Raw genomic sequence first — 18,601 nt, 5'->3', positions numbered from 1 at the left:
GGTGCGCTACGACTCCCCGCTGGCGGCGGTCGGGAACACCCCTCTCGTCCGCCTGCCGCGCCTCTCGCCCTCCGACGACGTCCGCATCTGGGCGAAGCTGGAGGACCGCAACCCCACGGGCTCGGTCAAGGACCGGCCCGCGCTGCACATGATCGAACAGGCCGAGAAGGACGGCCGGCTCACCCCCGGCTGCACGATCCTCGAGCCCACCAGCGGTAACACCGGCATCTCGCTCGCCATGGCGGCCAAGCTCAAGGGCTACCGCATCGTGTGCGTCATGCCGGAGAACACCTCCTCCGAGCGCCGCGAACTGCTCGCCATGTGGGGTGCCGAGATCATCTCCTCGCCCGCGGCCGGCGGCTCCAACACCGCGGTACGCGTCGCCAAGGAGCTGGCCGCCGAGCACCCCGACTGGGTGATGCTCTACCAGTACGGCAACCCCGACAACGCCGGTGCGCACTACGCCACCACCGGCCCCGAGATCCTCGCCGACCTCCCCTCCGTCACCCACTTCGTGGCGGGCCTGGGCACCACCGGCACGCTGATGGGCGTCGGCCGCTATCTGCGCGAGCACGTCCCCGGCGTCCAGATCGTCGCCGCCGAGCCGCGCTACGACGACGTCGTCTACGGCCTGCGCAACCTCGACGAGGGCTTCATCCCCGAGCTCTACGACGAGTCCGTCCTGACCACCCGCTTCTCGGTCGGCTCCGAGGACGCGGTCCGCCGCACCCGCGAACTCCTCGCCGAGGAAGGCATCTTCGCGGGCATCTCCACGGGCGCGGCGCTGCATGCCGCGATCGGCGTCGGCAAGAAGGCGGTACGCGCCGGGCAGAGCGCCGACATCGCCTTCGTCGTCGCCGACGGCGGCTGGAAGTACCTCTCCACCGGCGTCTACACCGCCGAGTCGACGGAAGCGGCGATCGCCACCCTGCACGGCCAGCTCTGGGCCTAGGCATCGCCCGTCCGGCCGAACGGCCGCGCCCGTCCCCCCGCCGCCGTGGCCCCGTGCCACGGCGGCGCCGCACTTCCGGCGGCGCGGCGCCGTGGCGACCGGGGCAGCGGCGGGCGCCCGGCGCGATCCGCCGCACCGCGGGCCGTCCCCGCACCGCGCGCGCCCGGGAGAATCGAAGACGGCGCAATGCCGGACGTACGGCCCCACCCGGACTGGTGATTCCGCCCACAGCTCGCCCCGCTACAGGCGCCAGGGGACCGTTCGCGCCTTACGCTCGTGGGCACCGCACAGAACCACCCAAGACCCGGCACATACCGGCAAGGACCCGCCGAGAAACCCCGGATGGACCCTTCCCCGAGCTCTCCACGGCTCCCCCGCCCTCTCGACCCCGCTCGAGCAGGGCGGAGACCCCGTGAGCAGGGGGAGGCCCCCGTCCCGCCGCCCCCGCCCACGGAGGTTCACGCCCGCATGAAGCTCACTGTCGTCGGATGCTCGGGGTCGTTCCCTTCCACGGAATCGGCCTGCTCGAGCTACCTCGTGGAGGCCGACGGCTTCAGGCTGCTCATCGACATGGGCAACGGCGCCCTCGGCGAGATGCAGCGCCACATCGGTCTCTACGACCTGGACGCCATCCTCCTGTCGCATCTGCATGCGGACCACTGCATCGACCTGTGCGGCTATTTCGTCGTGCGGTACTACCGGCCGGACGGCGGCCGCTGCGCGCCGATTCCGGTCTACGGCCCGGCCGGCACCGAGCGCCGGCTGACCGTCGCGCACGCCGACCTGCCGTACGACGGGGCGATGAGCGAGGTCTTCGACTTCCGCACGCTCGAGCCCGGTACGCGGACCATCGGACCGTTCACGATCCGCACGGAACGGGTCAGGCACCCCGTGGAGGCGTTCGGCTTCCGCATCGAACACGCGGGCCGGTCCCTGACGTACTCCGGCGACACCGGCCCCTGCGAGGCGCTGGACTCCCTCGCCGCGGGCACCGACTTCTTCCTGTGCGAGGCGTCCTTCACCCACGGCAAGGAAGACATCCCGGACCTGCACCTCAACGGCCGCGAGGCCGGCGAACACGCCCGCCGGGCCGGCGCCGGCCGCCTGGTGCTGACCCATATCCCGCCGTGGACCGACCCGGACATCAACATCCGCGACGCGCAGAAGGTCTACGACGGCCCGGTCGAGGTCGCCAAGGCGGGCGCGTCGTACGAGATCTGAAGGCCCGCGGCCGGGGCGCCGGCCGTGCGGCCCGCGGCTTCCCGGGAACGCCGACGGCCTCCCCGCTTCTTCGCGGGGAGGCCGTTGCACCGTCCGGGGTCCGGGCCTACTTGGCCAGGGCCGCCTTGCTCTTGGCCTTGGCCTGCTCGGGCTCGGGCAGCTCCTCGTCGGGTTCGCGGCCCGGCGTCGGGAGGTTGAACTTGACGATGGCGAAGCGGAAGACCGCGTAGTAGAGCGCTCCGAAGCAGAGCCCCACCAGTGCCAGCATCCAGGGCTTGGACGCGATGCCCAGGTTGAGCAGGAAGTCGATGGCGCCGGCCGAGAAGCCGAAGCCGTCCTTCATGCCCAGGGCCCAGGTCAGCGCCATCGACACACCGGTGAGCACCGCATGGATCGCGTACAGCACCGGCGCGATGAACATGAAGGTGAACTCGATCGGCTCCGTGACGCCGGTGACGAAGGCGGTCAGGGCCAGGGAGGCCATCATGCCGCCGACGACCTTGCGGCGCTCGGGGCGGGCGCAGTGGGTGATCGCCAGGCAGGCGGCCGGCAGGGCGAACATCATGATCGGGAAGAAGCCGGTGGTGAACTGCCCGGCGCTCGGGTCGCCGGCCAGGAACCGGGCGATGTCGCCGTGCTTGCCGTGGAAGTCACCGGCCTGCAGCCACGGGAACGAGTTCAGCAGGTGGTGCATGCCGACCGGGATCAGCGCGCGGTTGGCGACGCCGAAGATGCCCGCGCCCACGGCGCCCGAGCCGACCAGCCATTCACCGAAGTTGTGCAGACCGGCGCCGAGGACCGGCCAGATGTAGCCGAAGACGATGCCGATGACCAGGCCGGCGAACGAGGCCAGGATCGGGACGAGCCGGCGACCGCTGAAGAAGCCCAGCCAGTCGGGGAGCTTCTTGCGGCTGAAGCGCTGGTAGAGCAGGGCGACCACGATGCCGATCACGACACCGCCGAGGACGCCCGCGTTCACCGGCGGCGCGACCTCGGCTATCTTCCCGTCGACGACCTGCTGGACCTTGGGGAGGTTGTCGTCGGTGAAGGTGCCCAGAACCTTGCTGAAGACCAGGTAGCCGACGACGGCGGCCAGGGCGGTGGAGCCGTCCGACTTCTTGGCGAAGCCGATGGCGATACCGACCGCGAACAGCAGCGGCATGTTGTCGAGCAGGGCGCCGCCGCCGGCCGCCATGAACTCGGCGAGCTTGTTCAGGAATGCCGGGAGGGTCTTGTTGCCGAGCATGTCGGGCTGGCCCAGGCGGACCATCAGCGCGGCGGCGGGCAGCGTGGCGATGGGCAGCATGAGGCTGCGGCCGATGCGCTGCCCCACTGCCATGACGCTGGAGCCGCGGCCCTTTTTCTCCGGGGCCGCCTTCGCGGCAGTGTCCGAACTCATCGGATTCCTCCTGGTGAGGCGGGCACTCGGAAGAGGGGGACGGCCCGCTTGTTTGGTCTACCCTGGTCTTTGGTCTACACCTTGGTCTACACCACTGGTGGTTTAGACCATTCTTAGCACGCCGTCCCGGAACAAAGGAATCCATTCTTCCAAGTGGTGTGGACCACACGGCGACGGCCCCCAAGTCCGGGGACCTGGGGGCCGGGTGCGGGGCGACGGCCGCCGCCTGCTCCGCCGCCTACTTGATGTTCTCCTCCTCCATGGCGTCCCCCACCTCGTCCGGTTCGCGCCCCGGCGTCGGCAGGTCGAATTTCGTGATCACGAACCGGAAGACGGCGTAATAGACCACCGCAAAACACGCCCCGATGGGAATGATCAGCCACGGCTTGGTCGCCAGCCCCCAATTGATGACGTAATCGATCAGCCCCGCCGAGAAACTGAAGCTGTCGTGCACCCCCAGCGCCCAGCTCACCGCCATCGACACACCGGTCAGCAGCGCATGGAGCGCATAGAGCAACGGTGCGACGAAGAGGAAGGAATACTCGATCGGCTCGGTCACGCCCGTCACGAAGGACGTCAGCCCGACCGACAGCATCATTCCGGCGATCTCTTTGCGGCGATGCGGCTTGGCGCAGTGCGCAATGGCCAGCGCCGCGGCCGGCAGCGCGAACATCATGATCGGGAAGAAGCCGGTGGTGAACTGCCCCGCGGTCGGGTCGCCCGCCAGGAACCGGTTGATGTCACCGTGCACGACCGTGCCGTCCGGCTCCGTATAACTGCCGAACTGGAACCACACGAAGGTGTTCAGGAACTGGTGCAGCCCGATCACCAGCAGCGCGCGGTTGGCGACACCGAACAGCCCCGACCCGAGCCAGTCCAGATCCGTCAGCCATTTGCTGAAGGCGGTCAGCGCCTCACCGATCGGCGGCCAGATCCACAGGGACACCACCGCGAAGGCCAGACCGATGAAGGCCATCACGATCGGTACGAGTCGGCGGCCGTTGAAGAAGCCCAGCCAGTCGACCAGCTTCACCCGGTGCAGCCGCTGCCAGAACCAGGCGGCGAGAAAGCCCATGACGATGCCGCCGAAGACCCCCGGATTCTGGAAGGTCGCCTGGGTGGCGTTCCCGCCCTTGTCGACACACACCCCGCCCCACGGTCCCGCCTGCGTGAATGTCTGCCCCGCACCGCAGATCACCGGGAACTGGTGCAGCACCGCGAAATACACGAGAAAGCCCGCCACCGCCGCCAGCGCCGTCGAACCGTCCGCCTTCTTCGCCATCCCGATGGCGACGCCGATGCAGAACAGCAGCGGCAGCCCCAGTCCCGAATCCAGCAGCGCGCCGCCCGCACCCGCGAACACCTTGGCGACGTCGTTCCAGCCCAGGCCCTTGTCGCCGAACACGTCCGGCTGGCCGAGGCGGTTGAGGATGCCCGCTGCGGGCAGTACGGCGATCGGCAGCTGAAGGCTGCGGCCCATCTTCTGCAGGCCCTGGAAGACGGCCGACGCCCTGCTCTTCCCCGGCCGCTTCCTCGGCTCCGCCGCCGCGGCGTTCGCGCTCATCTCCGTCCTCCCGGCGGTCGGCGTCCCGACCAGGTCCGTTGAGCCGGTCCCGTCGACGGGGTCCATCGGCGGGGTCGTTCGACAAGTCCCGTTCGACGGGCCCCGTCGACGCGTCCCGTCGCAAGGCCCGTCGACAACCGCCCCGGCGCTTGCCGCATACTGATGGTGTAGACCACTTGGGGTGCGGGCCGGCAGCCCGGCACGCACTTCGAGTGATCGCCATCCTTCGCCAGATGGCGCCCAACCGCCCGCATAGTTGGGCTGAACGGGCACAGACCCACACAAACGCTCATATGCGTGCACTACGGTGGAAAAACCGCTCGGCGGAGCCGCCGACGGCCGAGACAAGCAGGAGTGGACATGGCCAGCAAGGCTGAGAAGATCGTCGCCGGGCTCGGCGGACTCGACAACATCGAAGAGGTCGAGGGCTGCATCACCCGCCTCCGCACCGAAGTCGCCGACCCCGAGCTCGTCGACGAGGCCGCTCTCAAGGCCGCCGGCGCCCACGGCGTCGTCAAGATGGGCACCGCGATCCAGGTCGTCATCGGCACCGACGCCGACCCCATCGCCGCCGAGATCGAAGACATGATGTGAGCTGAGCCCAGCGCTCACCCAGGGCCCCGCCGGTGCATGCGCCCGTACCGGAACGGGGCCCTTGCCATTCCCGATAGGGTCTACGCCATGTCTCGCATCGACGGCCGCACCCCCGAACAGCTCCGCCCGGTCACCATCGAACGCGGCTGGAGCAAGCACGCCGAAGGCTCCGTCCTCATCTCCTTCGGCGACACCAAGGTCTTCTGCACCGCCTCCGTCACCGAAGGCGTCCCGCGCTGGCGCAAGGGCAGCGGCGAAGGCTGGGTCACCGCCGAGTACTCGATGCTGCCCCGCTCCACCAACACCCGCGGCGACCGCGAATCCGTACGCGGCAAGATCGGCGGCCGCACCCACGAAATCAGCCGCCTCATCGGCCGCTCCCTGCGCGCCGTCATCGACTTCAAGGCCCTCGGCGAGAACACCATCGTCCTCGACTGCGACGTCCTCCAGGCCGACGGCGGCACCCGCACCGCCGCCATCACCGGCGCCTACGTCGCCCTCGCCGACGCCATCGCCTGGGCCCAGCACAAGAAGCTCATCAAGCACGGCCGCCAGCCGCTGACCGGCACGGTCAGCGCCGTCAGCGTCGGCATCGTCGCCGGCGTCCCGCTCCTCGACCTCTGCTACGAGGAAGACGTCCGCGCCGACACCGACATGAACGTCGTCTGCACCGGCGACGGCCGCTTCGTCGAGGTCCAGGGCACCGCCGAAGCCGAACCCTTCGCCCGCGACGAACTCAACGCCCTCCTCGACCTCGCCGTCACCGGCTGCACCACACTCGACACCGCCCAGCGGGAGGCGCTGGCCGCGACGCTCTGAGCCGCCCCCGGCCCGTCGCCCCACCACCCGCCCGGCTGTCCGGACTCCGGCCCGCCGCCCACCCTTCCTTGGCGCCCCGTCAACCAAAACGGGGCGCCATGCGTTTCTCCCTTTGCCCGCTCATGACCCAAGGAGGAACCTCTTCCATGTCCCCGCGCACCCCTCGCCCCGCCCGCCGCCACCGCCGCCCCGTCACCGCCGTCGCGACGCTGGCCGCCGCCGCCCTCGCGATACCGCTGCTCTCCGCCTGCGGAGCGGTCAACAAGGCCATGGACTGCGCCGACGCCGCCACCGCCATCGTCAACTCCGTCGACAAGCTCCAGCAGGCCGCCGAGAACTCCCTCGACGACCCGCAGAAGGCCGAGCAGGCCCTCGACAAGATCGACCAGAACCTCAAGAAGGTCCGCGACTCCTCGAGCGACCCCGAACTCGCCAAGTCCCTCGACAAGATGAACGCCGGCATCAAGAACGCCCGCAAGGACATCAAGAGCAACAACGTCCCCGATCTCCAGCCCATCACCGACGGGGCCGGCGACCTCACCAAGACCTGCACCCCCGGCTGACCACTTCCGCCCCACGAGGCCCCCGTCCCCCGGGATAATCACTCCCCATGCAGCCTCGAACGGACGGACGCCCCGCGCCCCGCACCCGCCTCATCCTCGCCACCCGCAACGCCGGCAAGATCACCGAACTCCGGGCCATCCTGGAAGCCGCCGACCTCGACGTCGAACTCGTCGGGGCCGACGCCTACCCCGACGTCCCCGACGTCAAGGAAACCGGCGTCACCTTCGCCGAGAACGCCCTCCTCAAGGCCCACGCCCTCGCCAGGGCCACCGGCCACCCGGCCGTCGCCGACGACTCCGGCCTCTGCGTCGACGTCCTCGGCGGCGCCCCGGGCATCTTCTCCGCCCGCTGGGCCGGCCGGCACGGCGACGACCAGGCCAACCTCGACCTCCTGCTCGCCCAGCTCGGCGACATCTCCGACGAACACCGCGCCGCCCACTTCGCCTGCGCCGCGGCCCTCGCCCTGCCCGACGGCACCGAGCGAGTCGTCGAGGGCACCCTCGAGGGCACCCTCCGCCCCGCCCCCTCCGGCACCGGCGGCTTCGGCTACGACCCCGTCCTCCAGCCCCTCGGCGAGACCCGCACCTGCGCCGAACTGACCGCCGACGAGAAGAACGCGATCAGCCATCGGGGGAAGGCGTTCCGGGCGTTGGTGCCGGTGGTGCGGGAGTTGTTGGGCTAACCGCGGGCGTACGGAAACGGCCCCCCTCGTCCGATGACGGGGGAGGCCGTGTGCGTAGGTGAGCCCGGTGGGACTCGAACCCACGACATACCGGACCTAAACCGGCACCCTCTAGCCAGCTGGGGTACGGGCCCGCGCGCCGCCTACTTTACTGTGCCCGGCCGCGCACCTGCCGGGGGATGCCCGGACGCGGTGACCGACCGGAGAAATTGCCGGTCTGCGGCAGGAGGGGCACAGACAACGCAGGTTCTCCAGGCGGTTGTCCAGCCGGTCGCCGTTGCGATGGTCGACTTCGAGGCCCTGGGGCCTTGGGTGGGAAAACCCCAAGGCCCCATCAGTCACTGCCGTTTCTCAGAAGCGAGGCTCCGGTGTCTGGGCCTCGATCATCTCCACGGCCTCCTCCTTGGTGGCGACCGAAGGCGGCGAGCCGTCGAGCGGCTGCTGGGCCGTTTCCTTCATGCAGGCCACGGCGATGACGCCCACCAGGGCGGCGCCCATTGTGTAGTAGGCGGGGACCATGACGTTCTTGTCGAAGACGTCCATCAGGGCGGTGATCACCAGGGGGGTGGTGCCGCCGAAGAGGGAGACGGCGAGGTTGTAGCCGATGGAGAGGGAGCCGTAGCGGACGTTGGTGGGGAAGAGGGCGGGGAGGGCGGCGGACATGGTGCCCAGGAGGCAGACGAGGGAGAGGCCGAGGAGGGCCATGCCGCCGATGACCGAGGGCACGCTGCCCTGCTTGACCAGGAGGAATGCGGGGATGGCGGTGAGGAAGAAGCCGAGCATGCCGGTCATCAGGAGGGGCTTGCGGCCGTAGCGGTCGTTGAGCCTGCCGATGGTGCTGATGATGCACATCAGGACGATCATCGTGCCGAGGAGGATCAGCAGGCCGTGCGACTCCTTGTATTCGAGGGTGTCGGTCAAATACGTCGGCATGTAGGAGAGCAGCATGTAATCGGTGATGTTGTAGGCACCGACCAGGGCAATGCAGAGGATGAGCGTCGGCCACTGCTGGGCGAAGATCTCGCGCAGCTTCTTCTTCGGGGCGTTCTCCGAGAGGTGGGAGAATTCGGCCTCGGCCTCGACGGCGGAGCCGGCGGCGGAATGCGTCTGGGAGGCCTCCAGCTTCTGGAAGGCCGGGGTCTCGTCGAGCTTGACCCGGAGATAGAGGCCGACCAGGCCCAGGGGGCCGGCGATCAGGAAGGGAAGGCGCCAGCCCCACGCGAGCATGGCGTCGTCGCCCAGCGTGGTGTTCAGGAGCAGGACGATGCCGGCCGCGCCCGTGTAGCCGATGAGGGTGCCCATCTCCAGGAAGCTGCCGAAATAGCCGCGCTTCTTGTCGGGGGCGTATTCGGCGATGAAGGTGGAGGCGCCGCCGTATTCGCCGCCCGTGGAGAAGCCCTGGACGAGGCGGAAGAGGATGAGGAGCGCCGGGGACCAGAAGCCGATGGCCGCGTACGAGGGGATCAGGCCGATGCAGAGGGTGCCCAGCGCCATCATGATCATCGTGAGGGCGAGGACCTTCTTGCGGCCGATGCGGTCGCCGAGCGGGCCGAAGTAGGCGCCGCCGAGCGGCCGTACGAGAAAGGCCACGGCGAAGGTCGCGAAGGAGGAGAGCAGGCTGGTGGTGTCGCTGCCGCCGGGGAAGAAGACCTTGCCGATGGTGACCGCGAGATAGCTGTAGATCCCGAAGTCGAACCATTCCATGGCGTTACCGAGGGCGGCCGCCTTGACGGCCCGCTTGACCACCTTTTCGTCGGTGATGGTGATATCGGTGCGCCGCAGCTTGGGATTTCGGCGCCGGGCGATGGCGCGGAAGAGGACGCGGTGCCGGCGGAGGGCCTCTTTGTCCTCGAAGGGTGGTTCCACTGCGGTGCTCCCGTGCGTCACAAGGCGGTCCTCTCGGGTCGGTCAGCGCGCGGTGCGCGGTGGGGATGCGACGGATACGACAGGTGCGCCTGCACAGCGGAGCGCGTTCCAAACCACTCTGGCCGAAATTCGCGGGTCGGGTGAGGTGCGGCACGCGGGGTGTCCGCCCGACGGAGTCCGCTCGTTTTCATGGGAGGGAGGCTGCGTGCCAGGGAATCGGCGGGGCTGTTACAGGACTGGTACACGCCCGCGCGGATATTGCCGTGTCCAAGCAGTCACCTTGTGCGGGGGAGGGGGAACGTGGCGGTCGTGAAACCGCTCTTCCGTAGCGTGTGGCGCTCACTCACCGGTGCCCGTTCGGGCGGCGCGGGTGCGCGGGTGTGTGCTGTGGGGGTACGGGGCGTGAGTCCCGGGAGGAGAGGGTGATGACCGAGCGCGCTGGGTCCCGCTGGGCTCGCGGGCGTACCGCTGTGGCGGCATTCGTCCTGGTGACGGTGCTGGCGGCCGGCGGGGTGTGGTTCAGCCAGGCGTCGGACCGCGCGTCGGCGCTGGACACGGCGCCGAGGACCGCGGCGGTGCAGGACGTCAAGGAGGACGTCCAGGACCAGGGCGGCCTGCCGGGCGTGCGCGACTGCGGGATCGGGGATCCGCAGGTCAAGCCGCCGGTGATCACGCTGGCCTGCGCGGATGCGGGGATGGTGGCGACCGCGATCACCTGGGACCGGTACGGCCCCGGGGAGGCGGAGGGCACCGGTGTGGTGCAGGTGGGGGAGAAGGCCGCGAGAGTGGCGACGGATTCCGGGTTCCCGGCGACCTTCCGGCTCTACGGCGTCAAGACGATCGACGGAGCGCGGGCCTTCACGGAGCTCGAGGTGACGTACGAGGGCTCGACGCCGTTCGGCGACATGACGGAGAAGTACGACCTCGCGTGATGGGCATTCGAGGCCGGATCGCTCTGGCCATTTCCTGTGTGACGGCGCTGGCCGTGGTGGTGCTCGGGTTCGCCGTGCACCACATAGCGGAGGCGGAGCGGGAACGATCGGCGCGGGCCTTCCAGGACGCCCGGCTCAGTTCGGCGCTGCAGCTCTACGAGCGGGACGGGACGCTGGCGCTCGGCGCGCAGCTGGACGATACGAAGGTGCCGTCGCCGCTGCGCGAGGCGGTGTTCAAGAACCGGTCGGGGACGTATGTCACTGGCGGTGAGGATCCGCGCGTATGGGCGGCGACCGGGGTCGGTGACGGCGGCGGGAACCGTCCGGCGCGGTCGTTGTCGGTGTCGGCGGTCTTTCCGGACGACGATCCGGTGCTGCTGGCGCTGGACCGGGCGCTGCTGATCGCCGGGTGCGGCACGGTCGTGCTGATGGCGGTGGTGTCGTGGTTCGTGGCGCAGCGGCTGTCGCGGCGGCTGCGGCTGAGTGCGGCGGCGGCGCGGCGGATCGCGGCGGGTGCGCCGCCGGACGCGGATGCGCTGGCCAGCAAGGGCCGGGACGAGGTGGCCGAACTGGGCCGCAGCGTGCACCACATGGCGATGTCGCTGGCGGCGCGGGTGGAGGCGGAGCGGGAGTTCACCGCGGATGTGGCGCACGAGCTGCGCACCCCGGTGGCCGGGCTGGTGGCGGCGGCGGGGTTGCTGCCGCAGCCGCGGGCGGTGGAGATGGTCCAGGACCGGGCGCAGGCGATGCGGCGGCTGGTCGAGGACCTGCTGGAGGTGTCGCGGCTGGATTCGGGGGTGGAGCGGGCGGATCTGGACGCCTGTGAGCTGCCGTCGCTGGTGCGCGGGATCGTCCGGCGAGCGGAGCGGCAGTGGGGCGTCGACGAGGTGTCGGTGGCCGTCGAGGGCGCACCGCAGATCGTGGAGACGGACCGGCGACGGGTGGAGCGGGTGCTGGTGAATCTGCTGGCGAACGCGGCGAAGCACGGGAAGCCGCCGATCGAGGTGGTGGTGCAGGGGACGCGGATCGTGGTGCGCGATCACGGTCCCGGATATCCGGCGGAGCTGTGCACGGAGGGGCCGCGGCGGTTCCGTACGGCGGCGCCGGAGCGGGGTACGGGGCACGGTCTGGGGCTGACGATCGCGGCGGGGCAGGCGGATGTGCTGGGGGCGCGGCTGGACTTCGGCGCCGCCGCGGAGGGCGGCGCCGAAGCGGTGCTGGAACTGCCGGACCGGGCGGCGATGGCGCCGGGGGTCGGTGTTTCGTTCACCGCAGCCGAGAACGGCTCCTGCCCTGGGCCACTCTGACGCGGGGCGCCGGCGGTGCTGGAACTGCCGGACCGGGCGGCGATGGCGCCGGGGGTCGGTGTTCCGTTCACCGCAGCCGAGAACGGCTCCTGCCCCGGGCCACCCCGACGCGGGGCGCCGGCGGTGAGGGCGCCGGGGGTCGGTGTTTCGTTCACCGCAGCCGACGACGGCTCCTGCCCGGGGCCACCCCGACGCGGGGCGCCGGTCCGGCCTTGGGGGTTACAGCCCGAGGTCCTTGATGATTTTCGCGACGTGGCCGGTGGCCTTGACGTTGTAGAGGGCGCGCTCGACCTTGCCGTCCTCGTCGAGGACGACGGTGGAGCGGATGACGCCGGTGACGGTCTTGCCGTAGAGCTTCTTCTCGCCGAAGGCGCCGTAGGCCTCGAGGACGCTCTTGTCGGGGTCGCCGAGCAGCGTGACCTTGAGGTCTTCCTTCTCGCGGAACTTGGCCAGCTTCTCCGGCTTGTCGGGGGAGATGCCGATGACGTCGTAGCCGTGGCCGGCGAGGAAGTCGAGGTTGTCGGTGAAGTCGCAGGCCTGCTTGGTGCAGCCGGGGGTCAGGGCGGCGGGGTAGAAGTAGACGATGACTTTGCGGCCCTTGTGGTCGGCGAGCGAGACCTGCTTGCCGTCGGCGTCGGGCAGGGTGAAGGCGGGGGCGGTGTCGCCGGGCTGCAGTCGCTCGCTCATGGTTCTCCTTCGGCTGGATCCGTAGGCCCCCGACATTAGCCAGGTGGGCCGGGCGATGGGTGCGCGGGCGCCTCGGCCGCGCGAAACGGGGGTGCTGTGGGGCGCGTACGGGTGTGAGCTGACAGACTGTCCATCACGGATGGCGCGAGACGACGGAGGCAGCGCGGTGGCGGAGGCCAGGACCCCGGCGCAGATCGAGGCGGACATCGTCCGCAGGCGGCGCGAGCTCGCCGTGACGCTCGACGAGATCGGTGTGCGGCTGCACCCGAAGACGATCATCGGCGATGCGAAGGCGGCAACCGCGGCGGCGGTGGACCGTACGGCGGGGCGGGCGTATGTGGCCGCGCACCGTGCTGTGTCGGATGTGCGGGGCCAGCTGGTGTCGGAGGACGGGGCACCGCGGCTCGAGCGGATCGTTCCGGTGGCCATGATCGGTGTGGCCGTGCTGGGCCTGGTGGCGCTGAGCGCCAAGCGGCGCCGCTCCTAGGGGACGGTCGAACGCAACCCGTAGGGGTTCCGAGCGCCCCCTGCGGGGCCACAACGCGGCGGGGCCGGACGGGTATTCCCGCGGGCTCGCCGGGTGGGAGTTCCCGTGGCGGCTCAGGCAGGTGGTCCCTTCGCCAGCGGATGGCCGGGGCGCTGCCCAGGCGGCCGGGCCGCTGTCCGGAGGGCCGGGCCACTGTCCGGAGGGTTGGGCCGCTGTCCGGAGGGTCGGCCGCTGTCCGGAGGGCCGGGCCCGTTCGTCCGGGGTCCGGGGTCCGGCGTCGGCGGGTGCAGGCTCCGGCGTCGGCGGGTCCGGGGTCCGGCGTCGGCGGGTGCGGGCTGCGGGGTCCGGCGTTGGTGCGTGGTGGCGGGCGGCGGGCAGGTACGGTCATGCCGTGAGCCCGAATAACACCAAGGACACCCACGACAAGCTGCCGATCCGGATGCTGCACGACCGCGTGCTGGTCCGGACGGACATCCCCGAGGGCGAGCGGCGCTCGACCGGGGGCATCGTCATTCCGGCGACCGCGGCGGTCGGCCGCCGCCTGGCCTGGGCGGAGGTGGTCGCGGTCGGGCAGAACGTGCGGACCGTCGAGGTGGGGGACCGGGTGCTGTACGACCCGGAGGACCGTGCCGAGGTCGAGGTGCGCGGTGTGGCGTATGTGCTGATGCGGGAGCGCGATCTGCATGCGGTGGCCGCGGAGCGGCTGGAGGGCGCGGAGGATTCGACGGGCCTGTACCTGTAGTCGGCTGGTCGGCGGGTCCGTACCCCGTACCCCGTAGCTTTCCCCGCTGTTGTCCACGACGGGCGGTGACCGAGGTCACCGCCCGTTCCGTCTGCCGTCCGTCCGCCGCTTGCTAGCCTCGTAAGTACCCGACGAGACGCGCCGTACCGGGTCACGACAAGACGACGCACCCCTGTTGAAGCTGTTGCAGCGTTTTCACGGAGGTGCCGTCATGGCATGGGTCCTGCTTGTCGTCGCCGGTCTGCTGGAGGTCGGCTGGTCGGTCGGGATGAAGTTCACCGAGGGTTTCACCCGGCTGTGGCCCAGTGTGTTCACCGGCGCGGGCATCGTCGCCAGCATGCTGCTGCTCTCGTACGCGGCCCGGACGCTGCCCATCGGTACGGCCTACGGCGTATGGGTCGGTATCGGTGCGGCCGGTGCGGCGGTGGTGGGCATGCTGATGCTCGGGGAGCCGATGACCGCGGCCCGGATCTTCTTCATCTGTCTGCTGCTGGTGGCGGTGGTGGGGCTCAAGGCGACGTCCGGTCACTGACCCCGGCCGTGCGCCGGCGTCATACCGGGGGTGCCGCGAGGCCGTCCCACAGCGTCCGCCGCCCCGTGTACGCCTCCGCGCCCTCCGGGCCCACGGTGGGGAATTCCTCGGTGGGCTCGGTGGTCGGCGGCTCGGTCGGGAAGGTGGGGCTGGGCGGTTCGACGGTCGGCGTGCCGGGGATGCCGGTCGTCGGCGCGCCGGAGGTGGGCGGCACGCTCGGCTCGGTGCTGGTCGGCGGGGCGGACTCGTCGGGGGGCAGGGGGGCGGTGGTCGTCGGGGCGGGCGGCGGGGAGCCGGCGCCCGCTTCCAGCTGGAGGTCGAAGTCGGTGATCGGCTGCCCTTCGAGGGCGGCGGCGGTGTAGTCGGCCCAGATCTGGGCGGGGAAGCCGCCGCCGTTGATGCGCGGCAGTCCCGCTGCCCCGTACAGCGGCTCCTGAGCGGCGCTTTCCGGGTTCTGGCCCAAGACGGCGACCACGGTGGCGAGTTCGGGGGTGTAGCCGGCGAACCAGGCGGCCTTGTCCTTCTCCGCGGTGCCGGTCTTGCCGGCCGCCGGGCGTCCGGCGCCCTGGGCGGCGGTGCCGGTGCCGCCGTCGACGACGCTCTGCAGGATGGAGGTGGTGGTGTCGGCGGCGCCGCGGTCGAGGGCGGTGCGTTCGGCGCGTTCGGGCAGCGGGAGGATCTCGCCGCTCTTGGAGACCTTGTCGACGAGGGTGTACGGGCGCTGGGTGCCGTGGTGGGCGAACCCCGCGTAGACCTGGGTCATCTCCAGGACGCTGGGGGTGGCGGTGCCCAGCGAGATGGCGCCCTGGGAGGAGGAGAGGCTGGGGGTGTCGGCGGGGATGCCCAGGGCGACGGCGGTCTTCCTGACCTTGGCCGGGCCGACGTCGATGCCCATCTGGGCGTAGACGGCGTTGACGGACTTGTCGGTGGCTTCGGAGACCGTGATCGGGCCGTAGGAGCGGTCGTCCTCGTTGGCCGGGGCGAAGCCGGTGGGGGAGCCGTGGCTGAGGGTCATGCGTGTGTTGGTGCCGTCGTAGACGGTGTCGGGGGTGATGGGGACGCCGTCCTGGGTGGTGGAGCGGTTCTGTACGGCGGAGGCGAAGACGATCGGCTTGAAGGTGGAGCCGACCTGGTAGTCGCGGCGGGTGGCGCTGTTGACGTACTGCTTGGCGTAGTCGATGCCGCCGTACATGGCGACGACCCGGCCGGTGGCGGGGTCGATGGAGGCGCCGCCGGCCCGGACGTAGGTGTCGACCTTGCGGGAGTGGTCGAGCTTGTCCATCAGGCGGCTGTCGACGGCGTCGACGAACGCGTCCTGGCGGTCCTTGGCGAGGGTGGTGGTGATGCGGTAGCCGCCGGCCCGCAGGGTGTCGTCGTCGAGGATCTTGTTGCGGATCAGGTAGTCCTTGACGGCTTCGACGACATAGCCGCGCTGGCCGGAGAGCCCGGCGGAGGCCTTGACGGGGCCCGGTTCGGGGAATTTCATGGCGTCGCGCTCGGCGCGGGGGAGCCACTTCTTCTTGACCATGCCGTCCAGGACGTAGTTCCAGCGCGCCAGGGCCCGCCGCTTGTTCTCGGGGTGGGCGGTGATGTCGTAGGCGCTGGGGGCGTTGAGGAGGGTGGCGAGGTAGGCGCCCTCGGCGGTGGTCAGGCGCTCGGAGTTCTTGCCGTAGTAGGCCTGGGCGGCGGCCTGGATGCCGTACGCGTTGCGTCCGTAGTAGCTGGAGTTGAGGTAGCCCTCGAGGATCTGGTCCTTGGTCTCCTCGCGGTCGAGCTTGATGGCGATGAAGAACTCCTTGGCCTTGCGGGTGATCGTCTGTTCCTGGCCGAGGTAGTAGTTCTTGACGTACTGCTGGGTGATGGTCGAGCCGGACTGCTTGCCCTTGCCGGTGACGGTGTTCCAGGCGGCGCGGACCATGGCGGCGGGGTCGACGGCGGACTCGGAGTAGAAATCGCGGTCCTCGGCGGCCAGTACGGCCTGCTGGGTGGACCTGGGGATCTGGCTGAGTGAGACGTTCTCGCGGTTGATGTCGCCGTCGCGGGCCAGGAAGGAGCCGTCGGAGTAGAGATAGACGCTGCTCTGGGCCTGGGCGGCGCTGTTGGCGGGCGGGATGTCCACCAGGAGATACCCGGCGACGAGGCCGCCCACGATCACCAGCAGGAACAGCACCACGGCGGCCAGCACCGTCCGCCAGGTGGGGATGGCGCGGCGCCAGCCGGTGCGCCGCGGGCGTGCGGCGCTGTCCCGGGCGGTCGTCCTGCCCTCCGGATCGTCGCTCATGTCTGTATGGACTCCTCGGCGGCCGCCGAAGGTTGTGCTGCGGCGGATCGATATGGCGTCGGGGAATCGCGCGTGATGCCCGGAAAGGTGCGCTCACCCGATAAGGAACGGAAGGCCCTGTTGGAGAACTGTCGCATCATGTGTCCCGGTCGCGAGGGGTGGCGCGCACCGACGACCGCCCCCTGACCGGCCGGATGGCGCCCCGGACTCACCCGAACCGGTGATAAAGCGATGGTGCGGCCGACGTCGGCCCAACTAGGCTCCGATGCTTTGCCGCTCGACGACAAGAGCAACGACAAGAGCAACGACAAGAGGGGGCGCGGAGGTGTCGTGGTGCACGGCCGTGGCGGCCGGCAGCTTCCGCCGGTACGCCACCTACCGGGTCGCGACCGTGGCGGGTGTCTTCACCAACACCGTCTTCGGCTTCATCGTCGCCTCCACCTACATCGCCCTGTGGACCGAGCGCCCGCATCTGGGCGGCTACGACCAGGCGCAGGCGCTGACGTTCGTATGGACCGCGCAGGCGCTGCTGGCCGCGTCGGCGCTGCTGATGGGCGGCGGCCTGGACGAGCTCCAGGAGCGGATCCGCAGCGGCGACATCGCGGTGGACCTCTACCGCCCCGCCGACCTCCAGCTGTGGTGGCTGGCCGCGGACCTGGGGCGGGCCGCGCTCCAGCTGATCGGCCGTGGCGTGGTGCCGTTGGCGGTGGGCGCCGTCTGCTTTCCGCTGGCCCTGCCCCGCGAGGCGCTGACCTGGCTGACGTTCCTGCTCTCGGTGCTGCTCGGGCTGCTGGTCAGCTTCGCGCTGCGCTATCTCGTCTCCCTGGCGTCCTTCTGGCTGCTCGACGGCGCGGGCCTGGCCCTGATCAGCGGCCTGGCGTGCCTGTTCTTCTCGGGGATGGTGCTGCCGCTGCGCGCCTTTCCCGGTGGCTTCGCCGAGGTGGCGCAGCTGCTGCCGTGGGCGGCGGTCCTCCAGGTGCCGGTGGATGTGCTGATCGGCGTCCGGACCGGCGGCTCGCTGCTGCGCGGGCTGGCCTTCCAGGCGGGGTGGGGGGTGGCGCTGCTGGCGCTGGGGCGGCTGGTGCAGCGCGCCGCCACCCGCAAGGTGGTGGTGCAGGGTGGCTAGCGGGGCCGTCGGGGAGCGGACGGGCCGGGCGGCGCTGTGGGCGCACGGCCTGCGCGCGTACGTCCTGATCGTCCGGATGTGGATCCGCTCCACCCTCGCCTACCGGACGTCGTTCGTGCTGATGGCGGTCGGCAACTTCGCCGCCAGCGCCCTGGACTTCGTCGCGATCCTGCTGATGTTCTCCCGGATCGAGGTCCTGGGCGGCTTCTCGCTGCCCGAAGTCGCCTTTCTCTACGGCACCTCCAGCCTCTCGCTGGGCCTGGCGGACCTGGCGCTGGGCAGCATGGACCGGCTCGGGGCGCGGGTGCGCGACGGCACCCTGGACACCCTGCTGCTGCGCCCCGTGCCGGTCTTCGCGCAGGTCGCCGCGGACCGGTTCGCGCTGCGCCGGCTGGGCCGGATCGGGCAGGCGGTGCTGGTCCTGGGCTGGTCGCTGACCCGGCTGGAGGTGGACTGGACGGCGGGCCGGATGCTGCTGGTGCCGGTGATGGCGGTGTGCGGAGCGGTCATCTTCGCGGCGGTGTTCACGGCCGGTGCGGCCTTCCAGTTCTGGGCGCAGGACGCGGCCGAGGTGCAGAACTCCTTCACCTACGGCGGCAACACGCTGCTCCAGTACCCGCCCACCGTCTTCGCCAGGGACCTGGTGCGCGGGGTCACCTTCGTCATCCCGCTGGCCTTTGTGAACTGGCTGCCCGCGCTGCGGCTGCTGGGCCGTCCGGACCCGCTGGGGCTGCCGGGCTGGGTGGATTTCATGGGGCCGGCGGTGGCGGCGCTGATGGCTGCGGGCGCGGGGCTGGCGTGGCGCTGCGGGCTGCGCGCGTACCGGAGCACGGGGAGCTGAGGAGA

Annotated in this window: 19 protein-coding genes, 1 tRNA gene and 1 riboswitch; of the genes, 13 read left to right on the top strand and 7 right to left on the bottom strand. The window is 70.6% G+C overall.

The genetic code is table 11. The features are described 5' to 3' along the window. Position 1 precedes the first annotated feature (1 nt). Both ACIGWZ_RS07580 and ACIGWZ_RS07575 read left to right on the top strand, forming a co-directional pair. Entirely contained in the window at positions 2-952 is a 951-nt protein-coding gene (locus tag ACIGWZ_RS07580; protein WP_400061804.1) for a PLP-dependent cysteine synthase family protein, read from the top strand. 468 nt (positions 953-1,420) lie between these two features. Next, entirely contained in the window at positions 1,421-2,173 is a 753-nt protein-coding gene (locus ACIGWZ_RS07575) for an MBL fold metallo-hydrolase (RefSeq protein WP_400061802.1), read from the top strand. A gap of 106 nt (positions 2,174-2,279) precedes the next feature. Here the strand turns inward: ACIGWZ_RS07575 and ACIGWZ_RS07570 are convergent, their stop codons facing one another. Continuing rightward, positions 2,280-3,572, bottom strand: a complete 1,293-nt coding sequence (locus ACIGWZ_RS07570) for a PTS transporter subunit EIIC (RefSeq protein ID WP_400061800.1) — start codon at positions 3,570-3,572, stop codon at positions 2,280-2,282. Between the two features lie 238 nt (positions 3,573-3,810). Then, a complete protein-coding gene (locus tag ACIGWZ_RS07565) occupies positions 3,811-5,136 on the bottom strand; it encodes a PTS transporter subunit EIIC (protein WP_400061799.1) in 1,326 nt (441 codons plus the stop codon). A 354-nt stretch (positions 5,137-5,490) separates the two neighbouring features. Between ACIGWZ_RS07565 and ACIGWZ_RS07560 the strand changes: the two genes are divergently transcribed. From ACIGWZ_RS07560 to rdgB, 4 genes are all read left to right on the top strand, one after another. Then, positions 5,491-5,730, top strand: coding sequence for a glucose PTS transporter subunit EIIB (locus ACIGWZ_RS07560; protein ID WP_400061797.1), 240 nt, complete (start codon positions 5,491-5,493; stop codon positions 5,728-5,730). Between the two features lie 87 nt (positions 5,731-5,817). After that, positions 5,818-6,549 carry a ribonuclease PH gene (gene rph, locus ACIGWZ_RS07555; protein WP_400061795.1) on the top strand — a complete coding sequence of 244 codons (732 nt, stop codon included), beginning with the start codon at positions 5,818-5,820 and terminating at the stop codon, positions 6,547-6,549. Positions 6,550-6,695: 146 nt separating this feature from the next. Beyond that, positions 6,696-7,112: a hypothetical protein gene (locus tag ACIGWZ_RS07550; protein ID WP_400061793.1), complete on the top strand. Its 417-nt coding sequence runs from the start codon at positions 6,696-6,698 to the stop codon at positions 7,110-7,112. Positions 7,113-7,159: 47 nt separating this feature from the next. Next, positions 7,160-7,795, top strand: coding sequence for an RdgB/HAM1 family non-canonical purine NTP pyrophosphatase (gene rdgB, locus ACIGWZ_RS07545; RefSeq protein WP_400061791.1), 636 nt, complete (start codon positions 7,160-7,162; stop codon positions 7,793-7,795). Between the two features lie 59 nt (positions 7,796-7,854). Here rdgB and ACIGWZ_RS07540 read toward each other — a convergent pair. The 3 genes from ACIGWZ_RS07540 to ACIGWZ_RS07530 form a co-directional block, all read right to left on the bottom strand. After that, a tRNA-Leu gene (locus ACIGWZ_RS07540) sits at positions 7,855-7,929 on the bottom strand. Then, positions 7,907-8,137: an HNH endonuclease gene (locus tag ACIGWZ_RS07535; protein ID WP_400061789.1), complete on the bottom strand. Its 231-nt coding sequence runs from the start codon at positions 8,135-8,137 to the stop codon at positions 7,907-7,909. Before ACIGWZ_RS07535 ends, ACIGWZ_RS07540 begins: the two co-directional genes overlap by 23 nt. 9 nt (positions 8,138-8,146) lie before the next feature. Further along, positions 8,147-9,682 (bottom strand): MFS transporter, encoded by a 1,536-nt coding sequence (locus tag ACIGWZ_RS07530; protein WP_400061787.1) that lies wholly within the window; start codon positions 9,680-9,682, stop codon positions 8,147-8,149. Between the two features lie 404 nt (positions 9,683-10,086). On the opposite strand from ACIGWZ_RS07530, the gene ACIGWZ_RS07525 reads away from it, so the two are divergent. Both ACIGWZ_RS07525 and ACIGWZ_RS07520 read left to right on the top strand, forming a co-directional pair. Beyond that, positions 10,087-10,593: a hypothetical protein gene (locus ACIGWZ_RS07525; protein WP_400061785.1), complete on the top strand. Its 507-nt coding sequence runs from the start codon at positions 10,087-10,089 to the stop codon at positions 10,591-10,593. Then, complete coding sequence (locus ACIGWZ_RS07520; RefSeq protein ID WP_400062033.1) at positions 10,593-11,900, top strand: sensor histidine kinase; 1,308 nt, start codon at positions 10,593-10,595, stop codon at positions 11,898-11,900. Before ACIGWZ_RS07525 ends, ACIGWZ_RS07520 begins: the two co-directional genes overlap by 1 nt. Positions 11,901-12,119: 219 nt before the next feature. On the opposite strand, the gene bcp is transcribed toward ACIGWZ_RS07520, so the two are convergent. Continuing rightward, positions 12,120-12,587 carry a thioredoxin-dependent thiol peroxidase gene (gene bcp / locus ACIGWZ_RS07515; RefSeq protein WP_400061783.1) on the bottom strand — a complete coding sequence of 156 codons (468 nt, stop codon included), beginning with the start codon at positions 12,585-12,587 and terminating at the stop codon, positions 12,120-12,122. A 166-nt stretch (positions 12,588-12,753) separates the two neighbouring features. Between bcp and ACIGWZ_RS07510 the strand changes: the two genes are divergently transcribed. The 3 genes from ACIGWZ_RS07510 (at position 12,754) to ACIGWZ_RS07500 (ending at position 14,348) form a co-directional block, all read left to right on the top strand. After that, the gene (locus ACIGWZ_RS07510) at positions 12,754-13,074 is read left to right on the top strand and encodes a DUF3618 domain-containing protein (protein WP_400062031.1); all 321 of its coding nucleotides are present in this window, start codon (positions 12,754-12,756) and stop codon (positions 13,072-13,074) included. A 439-nt stretch (positions 13,075-13,513) separates the two neighbouring features. After that, positions 13,514-13,816, top strand: coding sequence for a co-chaperone GroES (locus ACIGWZ_RS07505; RefSeq protein ID WP_042155576.1), 303 nt, complete (start codon positions 13,514-13,516; stop codon positions 13,814-13,816). A 103-nt stretch (positions 13,817-13,919) separates the two neighbouring features. Beyond that, positions 13,920-13,987: riboswitch (guanidine-III (ykkC-III) riboswitch) on the top strand. 40 nt (positions 13,988-14,027) lie between these two features. Further along, entirely contained in the window at positions 14,028-14,348 is a 321-nt protein-coding gene (locus ACIGWZ_RS07500) for a DMT family transporter (RefSeq protein ID WP_400061781.1), read from the top strand. A gap of 19 nt (positions 14,349-14,367) precedes the next feature. On the opposite strand, the gene ACIGWZ_RS07495 is transcribed toward ACIGWZ_RS07500, so the two are convergent. Beyond that, on the bottom strand, positions 14,368-16,629 hold the full coding sequence (locus tag ACIGWZ_RS07495; protein ID WP_400061779.1) for a transglycosylase domain-containing protein: 2,262 nt from the start codon (positions 16,627-16,629) through the stop codon (positions 14,368-14,370). A gap of 325 nt (positions 16,630-16,954) precedes the next feature. Between ACIGWZ_RS07495 and ACIGWZ_RS07490 the strand changes: the two genes are divergently transcribed. Together ACIGWZ_RS07490 and ACIGWZ_RS07485 are read left to right on the top strand one after the other, a co-directional pair. Further along, the gene (locus tag ACIGWZ_RS07490) at positions 16,955-17,755 is read left to right on the top strand and encodes an ABC transporter permease (protein WP_400061777.1); all 801 of its coding nucleotides are present in this window, start codon (positions 16,955-16,957) and stop codon (positions 17,753-17,755) included. Between the two features lie 76 nt (positions 17,756-17,831). Continuing rightward, positions 17,832-18,596 (top strand): ABC transporter permease, encoded by a 765-nt coding sequence (locus ACIGWZ_RS07485; RefSeq protein WP_400062030.1) that lies wholly within the window; start codon positions 17,832-17,834, stop codon positions 18,594-18,596. The last annotated feature ends 5 nt before the right edge of the window (positions 18,597-18,601 follow it).

It is taken from the genome of Streptomyces sp. NPDC053427 (assembly GCF_044544985.1).
Classification (GTDB): Bacteria; Actinomycetota; Actinomycetes; order Streptomycetales; family Streptomycetaceae; genus Streptomyces.
The sequence above is the reverse complement of the archived record's forward strand: the minus strand, read 5'-3'. Positions and strand labels throughout refer to the sequence as shown.